Genomic DNA, 15,962 nt, shown 5'->3' on the forward strand with positions numbered 1-15,962 from the left:
TTAGAAGTCTTTGGGTTTTGATCTGTGGACAGTGAAATTCTTCGCTATATAAAATAAAAAAACAGTGCTGCTTGTTCGCAGCACTGCCTCGAAATAATATCTGCATTTCAAAACAACAATATCACTTATCCTCCGCCCCGCTCATTTCCCGTCTGTTGATGAGGAAGTCGTTTCGTCCTTTGGAGAACTCGATGACTCTTCTGAAGAAGTTGTGGATGCTTTAATTGTATCCGGGAATTTCTCGGCTTCCGTTAGACTTGTCGCATCCATGCCATATGCCCATTGACCATCCGGTGTAATGACCCAGATCTGATCCGATTCGGATGGCACCGTAATTCCCCGATATACATCTCGAACTTGTTGCCCATTGACCGTCTGTTCAACAGACAGGGTGAATCGGGGAACCGAATTCTTCAGCTCGGACGCTTTGCGCACATCATCTGCTATCGACAAGTTTTTGATTTTGCCGATAAGAGATATGGCATCTGTGGCTTCAATCGTTTTTCCATTCAGTGTCCAGGTCTGTTCTGCCGCATCGTTCTCCGATGTCGATGTTAACATCCAGGTAGCTGCTTCACCTTCCCACTCTAGAGACTCAACATTAGTCTCATCCATGTTAAAAGGTGTAGTGTCTAATAAGTCACGACGAGACAAAGCTATGCTGGTAATCGCCTCTGTCTGCACGGCAACCACAGGGCCCGAATCAACACGCACATAACGTGCATCATCTGCTGGAAGCTGGCCGCCAATAGCCAGTTTGATCTCCCGATTATCTTTGAGTTTGATATCCATACGTGTAGCATCTGTTCCTAATCCGTACTTATCCAGATCCGTCGGCGCTTCTTCCACCACCAGTTCCTGATTTGCACCACTCAGAGCATCCAGCCAGCTGCTTACACTGTAACCGTTCAGAGGATAGGCTTTTGGCTCAACCATCTGCCATACGCCATTATCAAGCGTCAGGGTCGAAGTTGCTGCTGTACCGGATGTCTCCTCCGTTGTGTCATGTATCGTGATGGATTGGATATCCCCGGATTGAATACCAAGCAACTTGGCTTGCATCGCTTCTTCTTCCCGAAAATAATTTTGACTGGCCGCGTACACCCAGCCCACAATTAGTACGATGACCACCAGAATCGTTGGAACCCATTTTCTCATACTCGTCTGCGCCTCCACCATAAGAGTACACCAATAATAACAAAGATGAGTGGGAATGCTACAATAGCCACGAAGAAAATCGTTCTGGCTTGTTCGCCATTCAGGTATGCCATCTCATACCCAGCTTGTACCCTTGGACGAATCGTCAATCCATTTTCTTTCTCACTCAAATAGTTTACCGTATTCAAAATAAAGTCCCGATTGCCACCATTCGCAATTTCCGAATCCTGCATGAAAATGGACGAACCCAGAATAACTGCCTTCGGTTTACCATCCGTCGTATCGGCTGCATATCCTAATTCAACGGGTCCCTGAATGTCCTCTTCGGCATCATTGGTTGTTTCATTCTGCAATAAGCCGCCGATATTCGTCTCCCCATAACTGTCATTCGAAGAATGAATTAACGGTGAAAGCGTATATTTATCCTGTTCTTTGCTGGTCAACGCAATCGACAACGACAACATCGGATACAATTGGCTTGCAGCAAGTTTGTCCGTAATTGCATGTGTACCATACTCCGGCACCACCCAGAGTGGTCCCATCGTACTGGCTTGCTGATTATCCACCATGACCGCATGCTCATCAACGACGCCATAGTCAGCCATGAGGGCATCGATGTTTTTCCAACTGGATTTCATATCTTCCACAAATCCGAGGGATAATAATAGCTTGCCTCCATTACTCAGATACGTGCGAATGGCTTTCATTTCCGTATCACTGAGATCACGTTGTGGGCCAATAATGGCCAGCACATCTGCATCTTCGGGAACCTTACCAGCTTGATTCAGCTGTAACTCTTCCGTCTGCACATTATTTTGTTCCAAGGAGGATTGCAACGTAGTCATCTGAGCGAGACTTAACTCTTCATGTCCAGTCAAAAAGACCATTTTGTGCATCTCCGTGGATGACATATTCATGAGCGCCTGCGTAAGTTTTTCCTCACCTGTGAATTGATATGATCCGTCACTTCCGTCCCCTGTCGCGGTGAACAAACTGGCGATATCAATCACTTTGTGTTGATCTCCCTGCTCCAGCACAATGGAGCTGCCTGTTATGCCGTATTTGGATGCAAGCGCAGGTTCCTGCGTCAGATTATACTGTTTTAGCTTCAACTTGCTATTGCGTTTCGTGTATTCCTCAACCATATCCGTGACCTCACGGTTCAAGACGGTGTTGTTGGCATTTTCGACCGTTAACACCAGAATGTTGACGTCATCCTTCACATTTTTGATCGCAGTAAGAGACTGGTCAGATAACGTGTATTGTTTGTTCGAGGTCAGATCCAGCTGGAAGCCGCCAAGTGAATTCAGGAACAGTGTTAGCAAAATAAAGATGCCAATCACCGCTACGGACAGCACGGTACTGTTGGTATGACTTAACCATTTTTTCATCTTCTCACCTCCACCGCTTCCGTTCCACAATTTGAATGCTTAACAGCAGAAACACACCCGAAAGGGTGACATAATACAAGATATCCGGCCCACTAAGCACACCTTTCATGAAGCTGTCGAACCGGTTGGTCAGAGCAAACGGGTCCAGCCACTGCTGTAAAACAGAACCTGTATTGCCTGCGAATGAATCAAGCATCCACAAAACGAGCAAAATAATAAAACCCGCCACCGCAGACACCATCTGATGCTGGGATAATGTAGAAGCGAACAGTCCAATCGCCATCATGCTTCCGCCCAGGAAAAATAACCCCAGCGCAGACATCCATACCGTCGTCATATCCAATGTCCCATAGAACGACATGATGAAAGGGTACACGAGACTGCACAGGATGAGCACGACCAGAATGGCCAGAGAAGCAAGATATTTGCCAAAAATAATTTCTGTTACTCGTGCCGGAGAAGTCAGCAACAATTCATCCGTTCCTTGTCTAAATTCCTCTGCAACCAGTCGCATCGTTAACAACGGCACGACAAACAGCAGCATGGACAACGTATCGCCTAACACGAGACGATAATCGACAATACTCGGCTGGTAATATACAAAGCTTGAATAGAACAGCAGACTGGTCATCAGTACATATACGGCAAAAGCAAAATAGGACGTTGGTGACAGAAAATAAGCTTGCAGCTCTTTATTGCATACCGCCATCATTCGTCTCATTTGGAGTCCTCCCCTTTGCGAGCTTGGGGCGAAGCATCGACTGATGTACCAACTGATGTTCCCGATATACTCGACGAGTCGATGTCCGAAGTTATGTCCTGATCCATCTCTGCCCCAACAACCTTATCCACATCTGCCGAATTTGCGTCTGTGTCTGTTGCCTCGGTTGTGGTCAGCTTCAGGAAGATTTGCTCCAGACTCAGGTTCTCCTTCTTCATCTCCAGTATCGGTAATCCTGCACCTGACAAAAGGTAGAACAGCTCCTCCCGGAAATCTTCCGAGTTTTCTCCAGTAAGCAGCATTTTAACCGTATTCGCCGAATCTGAATTAAGTGAAGTATCTTTGCTGGTATTCACATCCGACGCTTGAATAACTTCACTCCGCACCTTCTCCCATGGTGTCAGCACATTATGTAATTGCTCCGCAGTGGCCTTCACTTCAATCGATACCTTGAACTGATCCCCCATTGCTGATCCGAAATGCTGAGGTGAACCATCCAGCACGAGCTGTCCCTGATTAATGATCAACATTCGATTACAGAGCGTGCTCACTTCAGGCAAAATATGCGTACTGAGCAGCACCGTATGGTTCTCGCCCAATTCTCGGATTAAATCCCGGATCTCGATAATCTGATTTGGATCAAGACCCGATGTTGGCTCATCCAGGACCAGCAGATCCGGCTTGTGAATAATGGCTCCTGCCAGCCCAAGGCGTTGTTTGTATCCTTTGGATAACCCACGTACCATTTGCCTTTCCCGACCCTGAAGTCCCAGTCTGCTAACCATCTCACTGACCCGCAGCTTAACCTCACGTGCCGGGACATCTCGCAAATTGGCTACGAATTTAAGATAGGACTGCACGGTCATATCCGGATAGAGTGGCGGAGTTTCAGGCAGATACCCAATCTTGGAACGAACACGCTGACCCTGCTCATGCACCGACATTCCATCCACCATAATGGAACCCGCGGTTGGATGCACATAACCCGTAATCATACGCATCGTTGTTGTTTTTCCGGCACCATTGGGCCCGAGAAAGCCAACAATCTCACCACGTTCCATGGTGAAATCCAGTTGATGTACGCCGCGTTGTCCTTCGTAGACTTTGCTGACCTGTTTCACTTCGAGCACATCATTCATCCTTTCCCGTTAAAATACCCGTGCACCATCGTTCGTTATATAAATTCAACTGAAAATATTACACTTGCACTCCGATGACAGAATAACCTTCCGATCACTGTTATCCCCAGATTTTTTTGATTCCTTCATTTCAGAAGGAAAAATCCGCTGATAAAGGTGAATGCTTCGCTTCTTCAAGTTATTTCTGCCCTCTCCGTTATCGTGTAAATGTTATGTTGAACTTATGTAATAGATGATAGACACGGGAAGTTCCTTGTATCTTACGTGAGCTATCCTAGCCTCAGCTTAATGACACTTAAAAGACAGCTTAAAAATATTTGTCCAAAATGTGAACATTCTGACCAACACCCACACCCTGCGCTTAAAGCCAACGTAACATAGAGTACAGGAGAATGTGCTCCTGACCAAAAGTCAGAGGGTGAATCGTGTGAAAGTATTATTCACGTTTTATGTTCCGAGCGGTGGCGTGGATACGTTAAATCGACTGCGCACCGCTGTTCTGAAACGCCATGGCATTGAAGCGCACCTATTGTATCTCAGCACAGGCTCGGGATTGCAGAACAACAGTGATACACCCATTTTCACCGCGTCCAGTGACGAGGATATCCATCATATCATCCATACTCATCATTATGATGCCATCATTGCCACTTCAGACATCGCTATGCCCGGCCGCTTGAGAGGACTTGGTTATACGGGACGAATTATTTTTGAAGCGCAGGGACTCGGAGCACGCGATCAAGCTCTGGAAACGATACAGATGGGTGTCCCATACCTCCAAGCTCATTGTGATGCTGCCGTTATACCTCCCACAGACCACCTGCTGGATATGTTCATTCATATCTGTCCCTGGCTTCATCGGTTTGTTATTCCCAATATGCTGGATACGGACACCTTCGCACCAATCTTGGTGGATACCCCACCCTATCCGGTGCTGGCTTGGGTAGGACGACTTGAACACAACAAAAACTGGCGTGAATATCTAATCATATCGAGTGAAATCGTCAAAAAAAATCCGGAAGCCAGACTATGGTTATTCCACGATCCAACTTTGGCTAATCCAGAAGATGAAGTCATGTTCCGGCACATGCTGGCAGAATACGGGCTTGAGGATCGGATTGGCATCTTTATCAATGTTCCTCATTCTCAGATGCCTGCATATTATTCCATGATTGCCGCTTCAGGGGGCATCATGTTATCCACTTCCCTGCTTGAAGGATTCGGTTATGCCGTCGCTGAAGCCATCTCTTGTGGCTGCCCGGTGCTCAGCACGGATTCGGATGGTGTGCGTTCATTTATCACACATAATAAGACTGGTAAGTTTTATCCAATTGGAAATGTAGAGGCCGCTGTAGCCGAAGCAAGGGACCTCATGAATAACAAGAAATTGCGTGAGTATATTCGCATTCAGGGCAGGCAGCATATGAGCTTGTCTTTTTCACCAGATCGATATGCCATTTCTTTCCGTGAAATGATGACAGCACTGCGAATTTTCCATTGAGCATAGCAAAAAAGGCAGTTCAGCAAAATTTCTCTGAACTGCCTTAGTATGGTTTTTATGGTTTTTATAAAATCTTAGTGTCCCATCATCATCGCGGGATCAGGCTTGTCGCCATTTTGAAGTTCTTCTTCCGGCATCGGTTTTGGTTTCCGCAGAATCAGACTGAGCAAACATCCGAACAATGCAATACACGCGGCCAGGAAGAACGTATCATTGAAACCAGCCACCAAACCATGCACGATAGCGGTCGGCTCTGTACTCGTTGTATTGTCTGCGATTCTTGAAGTCAGGAAGCCTGTAAGCCCTGCAACCGCAAAGGACACGACTACTTGCTGTGCAGCAGCCGTGAGCGGTGTAACCCGTCCAACCAACTTGCGCGGTGCAGCATTTAATACATGCGTATTGAGTGGCATCATGGACAAGCCCATACCCAGACCCATCATGACCAGAGCCGTTATAATCAGGCCAAGACCTGTCTCTGCCGTAATGGAGGACAGAATAAACAATGCTCCTGAGATAATACCCAGACCCACGAAGGCCAGAGGTCTAGCACCGATTTTATCAAACAACCGACCACCAAGCGGCATACCCACTCCGGAAGCCAATGCCTGTGGCAGTAGAATCAATCCTGTTTCCAGTGCAGTGTAACCTTTGATCTGCTGCAAATAAAGCGGGATCAGGATCATCGCACCGAACAGCGCCACTTGTGACACCCATGCGAGAATAATTCCCCGTGAGAAATCAGATGATTTGAATACCCGGAGTTCGAGCAATGGATTTTGATGACGAAGCTCCACAATAATGAACAAAATGAGCGCTACACCACCCACAATGACACCCGTCAAAGTTGTTGCAGACGTCCAGCTCGTTCCGCCCTCACTCACACCGTAAGCCAGCATCGAGAACGCAATTGGCGCCAGAATCATGCCGAGCAGATCCAGTGCAGGTGTGCGTCCACGATCTGTATCCGGCAAAAACTTGATACATAGAATGAAAGCTGCAATACCAATGGGCAAGTTAATCAGGAAGATCCAGTGCCAGCTCAGTGATTCAATAAACCACCCGGACAACACCGGACCCAATGCGGGGGCAAGCAGCATGGGAATTCCCAGCATCCCCATGATGGAACCTCTTCGCTCAGGCGGAGCCAGACGAAAGACCATCGCCATACCAATAGGAGCAACCATGCCTCCACCAAGGCCTTGAATGATACGGTAAATGATTAATTGCTCAGGTGATTGAGCGATCGAGCATAATACAGAACCCAAGGTAAACATGGCAATCGTGAACAGAAATACTCTTTTGGCACCAAAACGGTCCGTTAACCAGCCTGCCAGTGGAATAACTGCAGACAAAGCCAGAGTGTAACCCGTAACCGTCCATTGAATGGTCTTCAGGTCGGTCTCGAAATATTGAACGAGATTCGGAATGGCCACGTTCACCACCGTGCTGTCCAGAATAACCATAATCATTCCGACGATAATTGCCAGGAGTGGCAGTATAATGGCTTTAAGCGAAAACTCTGCCGGCTCCTGGGGTACTGCTGTTTGTTCTTTCACGTTCTCCACACTCTTTTCCAGCCAGGAGATCGCAGGCTTAGCCATGCGTCTCACTCAGCCTATATTGACGACCAATTTCAAACTATCGTTTTAAATCGTCGTTTTAAACTTTCGTTTAATACTGATCTAATTCTAATGAAAATACCTTTGCTGTCAAGCTATTTTTTTCAGACAATTCTACTATGGATGCACCACAAAAAAATGGAACAGGCACCTTCCCTGCTCCACACGTTGGTTAATCATGATTATGCAATGATGTCCATATCAATCTGCAAGCTTCATCATCTGATATTCTGACAGTATGCCCAATGTCTGACCGTGAATACTTCTGCAATATATTCGAATAACCAGATGCTTCGGTGAAGAACTGTTGCTGATGATCCTCAGTTCATAAGGCTCGGATGACACATCCAGATTATGAATGACCTGATTACCGCCCGCTCCCCCCGAATTTGACGTTAGATGAAAAAGGTGTCGATACAGTTCTCCGTGAATACTGGCTCCACCAACAAATACATCCGTCCCTTCCTCGCCGCCCACATAGGCCAACTCCACATCCATGTACTTGACGGGAACAAATGTCTGTAACAGATTCTCATGAATCTCAAGTAAATATACCGCCACTGTAGATCCCTCCTTCGGAGCACACGAACCTTCCTGTACATAGGATATGCTTCCTCTCGTCCATTGCCATTTGCATTCACCCATTTTCGACCAATTACACGGAAATGCCCGACCTTCCGGTCCTCTTTTTTCATAGAATAAAAGGATAGAAGCTCGGCCGGTGCAGGCCGTGACAAGGAGGTAGCTATGAAAGTTCTGCTCGTTACGTATTGGGAGCTTACACATATGGGAGGCATATGGACATATGTTAAACAACTGGCCGACAGGTTAATCGCACTTGGTGTAGAGGTTGATATCATGGGCACAAATGGTGCCAATAACGAAGTATATGTTCGTAATCTGAACCGAGCTTTCTCCAAGGATAAGGTGTGGCCCATGTTGCAAGCCAAACTCAATCCGACTGATCTGCCACAATTCACTGCCGATCCTCTCCTCGCTTATTATGAACTGAATAGATATGCCTTCGAGATGGCAGCCGCTTATCTGGGGGTGGACCACTACGACGTTATTCATGCGCAAGATCCGGTAGCTGCCGTAGCCATAAAACGCATATTGAACCGCAATATCCCACTGGTTACAAGCTATCATGGCGCTCTTGCACGCGAAGCCTTTTACGATGCTCAAAATTCCAACCCACAGCTTACTCTCCCTTCATATTTGCAATCCAAGCGTGGACGTTATTTTCTCTCATTGGAAGAGCGAAGTGCAGCACAGTCCGAGCTCATTCTCGTGTCAAGCCACTGGATCAAGAGTACGCTTACAGAGCTTGCCGTTCCTGAATCAAAGTTCAGACAGATTCCCTATGCTGTAGATCTCCCAGCCTACCGTGCCTCAGCAGCTGTGAAGTTCCGCCAGCGACCACCTGCGGGCAAGAAAGTCATTGCCTTTACCGGACGACTTGAATACATCAAGGGCGTTCATGTGTTAATCAAGGCCTTAGCCAGTCTGAAAAATAAACGTTCCGATTGGGTCTGCTGGATCGCAGGAGAAGGCAATCTAACCGATGAATTGCGTTCACAGGCCGCGTCAACGGGGATTGGAGCCGATGTTGTGTTCTGGGGCAAGCTGGACAATATTCCTTCCTTCCTGCGCCATGCAGATATCTATGTCCAGCCCAGTCTGCAGGACACCCAGCCGTTCTCCGTTACTGAAGCGCAACTGGCGGGTGTACCTGTTATCGTCAGTGGCACAGCCGGCATGCCCGAGATGGTTGAACCTGGACGTACGGGATGGGTTGTTCCTCCGCAGGATGTCGACTCGCTCCGTGAACTGTTGGATGCACTACTTGAGGATGATGTTACCCGAAGAACAGTGGGGGCGGCGGCGAAAGCTTGGGCTGAACAAAATCGTTCACTGGAAGTGATGGGATTTCGTACATTTCAAGTCTACCAAGAAGCCATCTACAGAGGAGGACATACAATATGACGTTACTTGTACCAAGTGATCTATACAATCGCTGGTTTTCGACTCCAGTTTCCACACCTCACATCAACGTGGATTACGCTGTAATGAATGAATTGATGAAAAAGTTGCCTAAAGGATATATATTTCCCGATCCTGCATCCATGGCGATCATGAATTCAAAAGATTGAGTTGTCCAATGATATGCCGTCTTCATATAACATGCCGAAATATCAAACAAGGGGTGTCCCATCTGTCATATGAATGACTGAGGACACCCCTTGCTCGCTTCAAATGTGTTCTAACGGACCGAGAACACGCTATTACAGATCGTTTTAATCTGTCACCAACTTGGAATACATATTCAGATCACTGAACGTTTCGCCTGCCCTCTCGTATGCTCTGAGGGTGCCTTCGTATGTGAAATTGAGCTTTTGCAATAGCTTGATAGAATTCACATTATCGGGGTCAACCTTTGCCTCAATACGATTCAGCTTCATAGTCGAGAATGCATGAGCTAATAAAGAAGAGATCGCTTCCGTAGCATATCCTTTCCCCCAGTGTGATCTGGCAATGTCATACCCAATTTCTGCTTTAAGATTGTCAAAATCCAGTGAATTATAACCACATGAACCTATGATTTCGTTGGACTCTTGCACAAGGATAGAGAACCGAATGGCCTTGTTTTCCTGAGCAAGATCATTCAGAAGATTAATCATGGCTATAGCTTGATTTTCATCCGTAAAATGAGTGATATTCATAAATCTAGTCACATCCGGATCAGACCAAATCTTAAACAAGCTGGCTGCATCCGACACGTTCATTTTTCGCAAATATAACCGTTCTGTGTGTAACTCTGTAATCAATACTCTTACCTCCATTAGTTTATTAATAGTTGGGTTTAAGATATTGATATCTGCGCATAGTCCAGTCCCTTCCGTGTATGAATCATTTCATTATACAGAGACTTCAGCAATCGATCACCCTTTCTGTCCACGTATCTGTCCATAAAGCAAAAAAAGAGCTTCCACTTATAACACTTAAAAAGTGTTTCATAAGGGTGCTCTCCTGTCCAATTAACACCTATTCCATTCAGCCATCGTTGCCAAAACCATCTACTTCCAGTACCCGCCAACCTGAAGTAAGTTGAACAGAATAGGCCGATGCTTCGCCTGAACCTGTTCCATCTCGGCAACCAGTGCCTTGAAATGGCGTTTGGTCCCCATCGATTCATGCAATCGGTAACACATCAGAGGTTCATTGTAGTAGAACAGCTCATACATTGGAAACAGCCTCATCCACATCTCATAGTCATGGGTGTAGCGAAAATCAGTGTCGAACAGTCCGAACCGCTCGAATGCTTCCATCTCTAACATGACAGTACAGCCGTTGATCGGACAACCTTCCAGCAGTACCTGCAACATCTCCAGACGACTTCCCACTTCTGGATGCACCGTATCCAACCATTCACTCTTCTCATTCACATAATGGTAGGCACCATGACAGAATGAAGCCTTGACCTCTCGCATAAACTTCAGTTGTTTCTCCACCCGATCCAGCAGCATCACATCATCCGAGCTAAGCCAGACAAAGTAATCCCCTGTTGCCTGTTTGATGCCCTCATTTAATGCTGTCGCTGTTCCACCGTTTTCTTTGCGAATATAGCGGATGGAATCCATGAATGGCTGTAGCCGCTCCACGTGCTCGGTTGACCCATCATCCACCACGATGACCTCGATATGCGGATACGTCTGGTGAATGGCACTGTGAACAGCCTGCTCGATATAAGCACAATTGTAAAAAGGAATGACGATCGATACTTTTGGCTCCATTCGGGCCTTCCCCTCCTCTTACTGTCTTAGGTAAAATGCTGCGCAAAGAGGGCGTTAATCAGCCATCTTTTGGCTTTCTTAACTGCCCTCCCTACGCTACCCGCCAAGCGTCGCTATTCGCTGCAACAGCGGTTCCCGATATCTGGACCATACCATGGATGCCTCTCTGCCGATGACATCCGCATGACGTACCGATCCCATTCCACCATGCCACCGATAGGCAGTAAGCGGTTCATTCAGGTATGGGAACCGATGACCGTTCAGTACAATACGCATCCAGAGATCCAGATCATGGGTGTAGGGAAGAAGTTCATCGAACAGCCCCACTCCACTAAAGAGATCCTTGCGAATCATGACCGTGCAGCCATTCACTGGATTGCCGTTAACAAACCGTCTTAGTAAATCCATATCCGACATCGGTTCAGGCCCACCATGCATTTTGGTAACTGCCGAATGCTCGTTGATATAATGAAAGTTCGTATGGGAGACGAGCACATTCTCACGCTGCATAAACTCCAGCTGATAACGAATTTTATCCGGGTACAGATAATCATCCGAACTGAGCCAGGCTACATAATCACCAGAGGCATGGCGGATGCCATGATTAAGTGCCGAAGCCGTCCCGCCATTGCTTTTGCCAAGCACATTAATATAAGGAAGATAGGGTTGAAGCAACTCTGCATGCCGGGTTGAACCGTCATTCACAACAACGATCTCCACATCGGGATACGTCTGGTTCAGCGCACTCTGAATCGCCTGAGGCACATAAGGACAGTTGTAGAATGGAATGACAATGGATACTCTCGGATTCAACTTGTCGTCCTCCCTTGCTGGACACGAACATCACTCAGGATATCCTGAAGTGATGTGGCAAATGGAATCATCGGCTGCCAGCCAAGCTTGCGCAGCAGTGATAATTCCTCCTGTTTCCCCGAACCATCCGGACCAGAAGATGCCCCATCCCAGCGAACAGGAACTTCCGCTTCTGTCATGGATAACAGCAGATCTGCAATTTCACCAAGACTGCGCTCGACTCCAGACACCACCGGGTATACTGTACCACTAGACCCTTGTATCAGGAGGGTTGCATACGCTCTGACGGCATCCCGCACATCCAGAAAGTCACGGGTATTGTCCCGTCCGGACAGACGGAATGCCTCGGTTTTGCCCGCCTGCTCACAGGCAACAACATGGCGTGCAAGCAGTGAACAGATGCCTGTGGAAGGACCCGCTCCAATCAGATTGCCTGGCTCCGCCAGCATGATCTGTTGTCCGAAGAGCGACATCCACGACAAGGACACCATCTCTTCCAGCGCTTTACTGAGGCTGTATGGATGCGGAGGCTGGGGAATCCGGCCAGGTTCCGGCGTATATTTTAACCGCGATCCTACAATAACGGTTCGTGCTGTTGGACAACTGCGAAGCGCATCCAGCAGATACAGCACGGCCATCACATTCGTCTCCAGGACCAGTAGCGGATCAGACCACGAATCAGGCACTGAATTTTTGCCAGCGAGATGCAGCACATAGTCGGGCTGCACCTCGCCGATCAGATCACGTACTTGCTGTTTATCGTTCAGATCACAGACATGGACTTGTGCACCTTTTCCGAATGAATACACATCCGGCCTCCGGACTACCGCCGCAACCACTGCACCAACTTCCCGAAAATAAGATACGGCATGTCGCCCGGTAAAACCGGAGGCGCCTGTAATCAGCACTTTTTTGCCTCTCAGCTCTGCTCCATCCATAATGCCAACTCCTTCAGCATTGTAGAATAATCCGGCAGGTCTGTCTTCACATCCTCGCGAGTGGACACCAGCGTACGGTCCTGCACTACACTGTCATCACGCACAATCGTCACATCCTGCTTATCCCAGGTCTGCTTGAACAATACAAGCAGGTCATGCTTGCTGACAGGTGCCGGATGAGCTAAGTGGATCAGACCACTAACCGATGAGGCCAGGTAATGGTCTACCCATTTGGCCAGCTCAAGGGTGGTCACACCGTTCCAAAATACGCGGGTATACCCCCCAACTTCACCTGTGCTGGACATAAACCATTGCATCAGACCAATGCCGCCCTGGCGAATCTCGGGTCCAATGATGGACGTACGGATCGTCAGATGACCTTCATCCTGAACTTCGCCAAGTGCTTTGGTGATAGCGTAAGCTGAAGTCCCATCCGTAACATCATCTTCCCGGTATGCTCCCCGTTCTCCACTGAACACACAGTCCGTGCTGATATGAATCAGGCGTGCACCAATCGTATCTGCAACCCGCCGCAGACGATGTGGCAGGAAACCATTAATATGATATGCAGTAATTTTGTCCTCATCTGCGAAGTTGTTCAACACACCTACAGCATTAATAATCACATCCGGGTGCACAGCTTCTACCAATCGATCAACCATGAAGCTGTCGTTCACATCCAGGAGCAGACCATTGGGGTCTGTTACATCCCGAGATGTGTAGAAGACGCTGTGTACACCTTGACGGCGGAAATAGTCGACCAAAATATGGCCGGCCATTCCGTTTCCACCAAGTATCAGCAGTTTCATGACAAGAATCCTCCGCGTTTCAGAATTTCACGAATCTCCTCTTTGGTCATGAGTTGGTGTTCAGAACTGAAACTGTTAAAGGAGACCGGAGGACAATTGGTATAATGTTCACGCAGGCCCGGTATGCCCAGGGTAGGAAGAATTACCAGGTACTGCTCATCGTAGACAACGGTGGTCATGCTCTCGAATTCACTCATCAATATTTCATGGATTTTCTCCCCTGGACGAATGCCCCGTTCTACAATGCTCACATTCTCCACACCGGAATCCTCAATCAGTACTTCCGCGAGATCAACGATTTTGCAGGTAGGCATCGTCATGACAAAGATCTCTCCACCGACACTTTCCACCGAAGCTTTGAACAGCAAGGTAATTGCGTCCTTCAGCGTAAGAAAGAATCGAGTCATACTCATATCCGTGATGGAGACCTGCCCTTTCTGGCGGATCTGATTCTTGAACAGATGTACCACACTGCCGTTTGTTCCCAGTACATTCCCACCCCGTACCGTAACAAACTTGGTATCGCTGTGTAACAAGTTTGCATATACAATTAATTTCTCGCCGATCGCTTTTGTCATGCCATAGAAGTTGGACGGATTGGCAGCTTTGTCAGTCGAGATATAGATTACTTTTTCCACCTTGTTCTCAATAGCAGCCTCAATTACGTTCTGTGTACCAATCACGTTGGTTTTGAGTGCTTCGTACGGTTGGTCTTCACACACCGGAACATGCTTGAGCGCAGCCAGATGAAATACATAGTCCACATGCTGGCAAGCCGCCGTCAAAGCGTCCTTGTCACGAATATCTCCAATCCGGAAATGAAGACGCGGGTCTTCAAATTCACGACTCATAGCCACTTGGCTAGACTCGTTCCGGGAATATACAATAATTTCTTTGGGCTGCTGGGGCAGTAGTTGAGCCACAAGTTCATAACCCCATGATCCCGTACCGCCAGTCACGAGTATACGCTTATTTTCAAACATGCATTTTCCCTCCAAGCAGAAATTTAACCACTTTACTGGATACATCTGTGGCTTTGTAACCTTGCGGGCAATCCCAGTCGCTAGACATCTTTGTCATGACTTTCACGCAATCAGCGATGCGCGCGGCATCCAGACCGGAGACTACATTGCTGCCGCAATCGACCGTTTCCGGCCGCTCGGTAGTTCGACGCATCGTTACGGTCGGCACGCCCATAATGCAACACTCCTCCTGCACGGTACCGCTATCCGTAAGTGCACAGCGTGCATGACGTTCAAGCATTACAAAGTCGAAGAATCCAAACGGCTCGTGAAACTCCACCAGCGGGTTCATCTCCAGATGAAGATGCTCCGCAATCCGGATCGCTGTACGCGGATGAATACTGCAGATCACACGCAACCCGTGTTCCTCTGCGACCTGATTCAGCCCTTTCATAATCTCCAGCAAATGAGGGGCATGATCCACATTCTCGGCTCGATGGGCAGTAACCAGGAAGTATTGCCCGGACTTCAGCTTGAGCTTTTTGAGTATTTTGCTGGAACTTACTTGCGCGTCGTAGTGCTGCATGACTTCATAGATGGGATTGCCCGTTAGCACGATACGCCTGCTTGGTACCCCTTCACTGACCAAATGTTTCTTGCTCTGTTCCGTGTAAGGCATATTAACGGTGGAGATGGCATCAATAACCTTACGATTTTTCTCTTCAGGCACATCCAGGTCGAAGCAACGATTGCCTGCTTCCATATGAATAACAGGAACACCCATGCGCTCAGCCAATATTGCACATAATGCGCTATTGGTATCGCCGAGCAGCAGCAATTTATCGGGCTTCTCCTGCAAAATCAGATCTTCCATCTGCGTAAACATCGAGGATAGCTGTCGTCCCAGAGTGGCCGCTTCATCCTGAAGAACGTAATCCGGTACGCGCAGGCCCATTTCCTTGAAAAAGAGACCGCTGAGACTTTCCGTGAAGTTCTGTCCCGTATGCACCAGAATATGTTTGGACGCGTACTGGTCCAGCTTGGAGATGATCAGGCTGAGCCGTATGATCTCAGGTCTCGTACCCAGCACCGTCATGATCTTCATCGTAATCCC

The 15,962-nt window shown here is 47.8% G+C and carries 16 protein-coding genes; 3 read left to right on the plus strand and 13 right to left on the minus strand.

The genetic code is table 11. The features are described 5' to 3' along the window. Positions 1 to 141: 141 nt before the first annotated feature. From NST38_RS24460 to NST38_RS24475, 4 genes are read right to left on the minus strand one after another with little or no spacing between them, the layout of a single operon-like run. Entirely contained in the window at positions 142 to 1,158 is a 1,017-nt protein-coding gene (locus tag NST38_RS24460) for a DUF4340 domain-containing protein (protein ID WP_076253291.1), read from the minus strand. Next, complete coding sequence (locus tag NST38_RS24465) at positions 1,155 to 2,549, minus strand: GldG family protein (protein WP_076253290.1); 1,395 nt, start codon at positions 2,547 to 2,549, stop codon at positions 1,155 to 1,157. Before NST38_RS24465 ends, NST38_RS24460 begins: the two co-directional genes overlap by 4 nt. 4 nt (positions 2,550 to 2,553) lie before the next feature. Then, entirely contained in the window at positions 2,554 to 3,270 is a 717-nt protein-coding gene (locus NST38_RS24470) for an ABC transporter permease subunit (protein WP_047841224.1), read from the minus strand. After that, positions 3,267 to 4,400 (minus strand): ABC transporter ATP-binding protein, encoded by a 1,134-nt coding sequence (locus NST38_RS24475; RefSeq protein ID WP_076253289.1) that lies wholly within the window; start codon positions 4,398 to 4,400, stop codon positions 3,267 to 3,269. The genes NST38_RS24470 and NST38_RS24475 overlap by 4 nt, the downstream gene beginning before the upstream one ends. 427 nt (positions 4,401 to 4,827) lie before the next feature. Here NST38_RS24475 and NST38_RS24480 point away from each other — a divergent pair, with 427 nt between their 5' ends. Further along, positions 4,828 to 5,910, plus strand: coding sequence for a glycosyltransferase family 4 protein (locus NST38_RS24480; RefSeq protein ID WP_307720256.1), 1,083 nt, complete (start codon positions 4,828 to 4,830; stop codon positions 5,908 to 5,910). Between the two features lie 74 nt (positions 5,911 to 5,984). Here the strand turns inward: NST38_RS24480 and NST38_RS24485 are convergent, their stop codons facing one another. Further along, positions 5,985 to 7,514, minus strand: a complete 1,530-nt coding sequence (locus tag NST38_RS24485; RefSeq protein WP_256720142.1) for a DHA2 family efflux MFS transporter permease subunit — start codon at positions 7,512 to 7,514, stop codon at positions 5,985 to 5,987. 219 nt (positions 7,515 to 7,733) lie between these two features. Further along, complete coding sequence (locus tag NST38_RS24490; RefSeq protein ID WP_076253288.1) at positions 7,734 to 8,093, minus strand: hypothetical protein; 360 nt, start codon at positions 8,091 to 8,093, stop codon at positions 7,734 to 7,736. 186 nt (positions 8,094 to 8,279) lie between these two features. Between NST38_RS24490 and NST38_RS24495 the strand changes: the two genes are divergently transcribed. Both NST38_RS24495 and NST38_RS24500 read left to right on the plus strand, forming a co-directional pair. After that, positions 8,280 to 9,518, plus strand: a complete 1,239-nt coding sequence (locus NST38_RS24495; RefSeq protein ID WP_076253287.1) for a glycosyltransferase family 4 protein — start codon at positions 8,280 to 8,282, stop codon at positions 9,516 to 9,518. Beyond that, on the plus strand, positions 9,515 to 9,685 hold the full coding sequence (locus NST38_RS24500) for a hypothetical protein (RefSeq protein ID WP_164783209.1): 171 nt from the start codon (positions 9,515 to 9,517) through the stop codon (positions 9,683 to 9,685). The genes NST38_RS24495 and NST38_RS24500 overlap by 4 nt, the downstream gene beginning before the upstream one ends. Before the next feature lie 144 nt (positions 9,686 to 9,829). Here the strand turns inward: NST38_RS24500 and NST38_RS24505 are convergent, their stop codons facing one another. The 7 genes from NST38_RS24505 to wecB all read right to left on the minus strand — a co-directional run bounded on the left by NST38_RS24505 (position 9,830) and on the right by wecB (position 15,953). After that, positions 9,830 to 10,360, minus strand: a complete 531-nt coding sequence (locus tag NST38_RS24505; RefSeq protein WP_076253286.1) for a GNAT family N-acetyltransferase — start codon at positions 10,358 to 10,360, stop codon at positions 9,830 to 9,832. 249 nt (positions 10,361 to 10,609) lie between these two features. Beyond that, complete coding sequence (locus tag NST38_RS24510; RefSeq protein ID WP_076253285.1) at positions 10,610 to 11,326, minus strand: glycosyltransferase; 717 nt, start codon at positions 11,324 to 11,326, stop codon at positions 10,610 to 10,612. A 96-nt stretch (positions 11,327 to 11,422) separates the two neighbouring features. Next, positions 11,423 to 12,139, minus strand: coding sequence for a glycosyltransferase (locus tag NST38_RS24515; protein WP_074096304.1), 717 nt, complete (start codon positions 12,137 to 12,139; stop codon positions 11,423 to 11,425). Then, on the minus strand, positions 12,136 to 13,077 hold the full coding sequence (locus tag NST38_RS24520; protein ID WP_076253284.1) for an NAD-dependent epimerase/dehydratase family protein: 942 nt from the start codon (positions 13,075 to 13,077) through the stop codon (positions 12,136 to 12,138). The genes NST38_RS24515 and NST38_RS24520 overlap by 4 nt, the downstream gene beginning before the upstream one ends. Continuing rightward, the gene (locus tag NST38_RS24525) at positions 13,059 to 13,886 is read right to left on the minus strand and encodes a dTDP-4-dehydrorhamnose reductase family protein (protein WP_036605842.1); all 828 of its coding nucleotides are present in this window, start codon (positions 13,884 to 13,886) and stop codon (positions 13,059 to 13,061) included. The genes NST38_RS24520 and NST38_RS24525 overlap by 19 nt, the downstream gene beginning before the upstream one ends. Further along, a complete protein-coding gene (locus tag NST38_RS24530; protein ID WP_017692517.1) occupies positions 13,883 to 14,869 on the minus strand; it encodes a polysaccharide biosynthesis protein in 987 nt (328 codons plus the stop codon). Before NST38_RS24530 ends, NST38_RS24525 begins: the two co-directional genes overlap by 4 nt. Then, positions 14,862 to 15,953, minus strand: coding sequence for a non-hydrolyzing UDP-N-acetylglucosamine 2-epimerase (wecB, locus tag NST38_RS24535; protein ID WP_076253340.1), 1,092 nt, complete (start codon positions 15,951 to 15,953; stop codon positions 14,862 to 14,864). The genes NST38_RS24530 and wecB overlap by 8 nt, the downstream gene beginning before the upstream one ends. Positions 15,954 to 15,962 lie beyond the last annotated feature (9 nt).

Origin of the sequence: Paenibacillus sp. FSL H8-0104 (assembly GCF_038050215.1) — a bacterium.
Classification (GTDB): Bacteria; Bacillota; Bacilli; order Paenibacillales; family Paenibacillaceae; genus Paenibacillus; species Paenibacillus amylolyticus.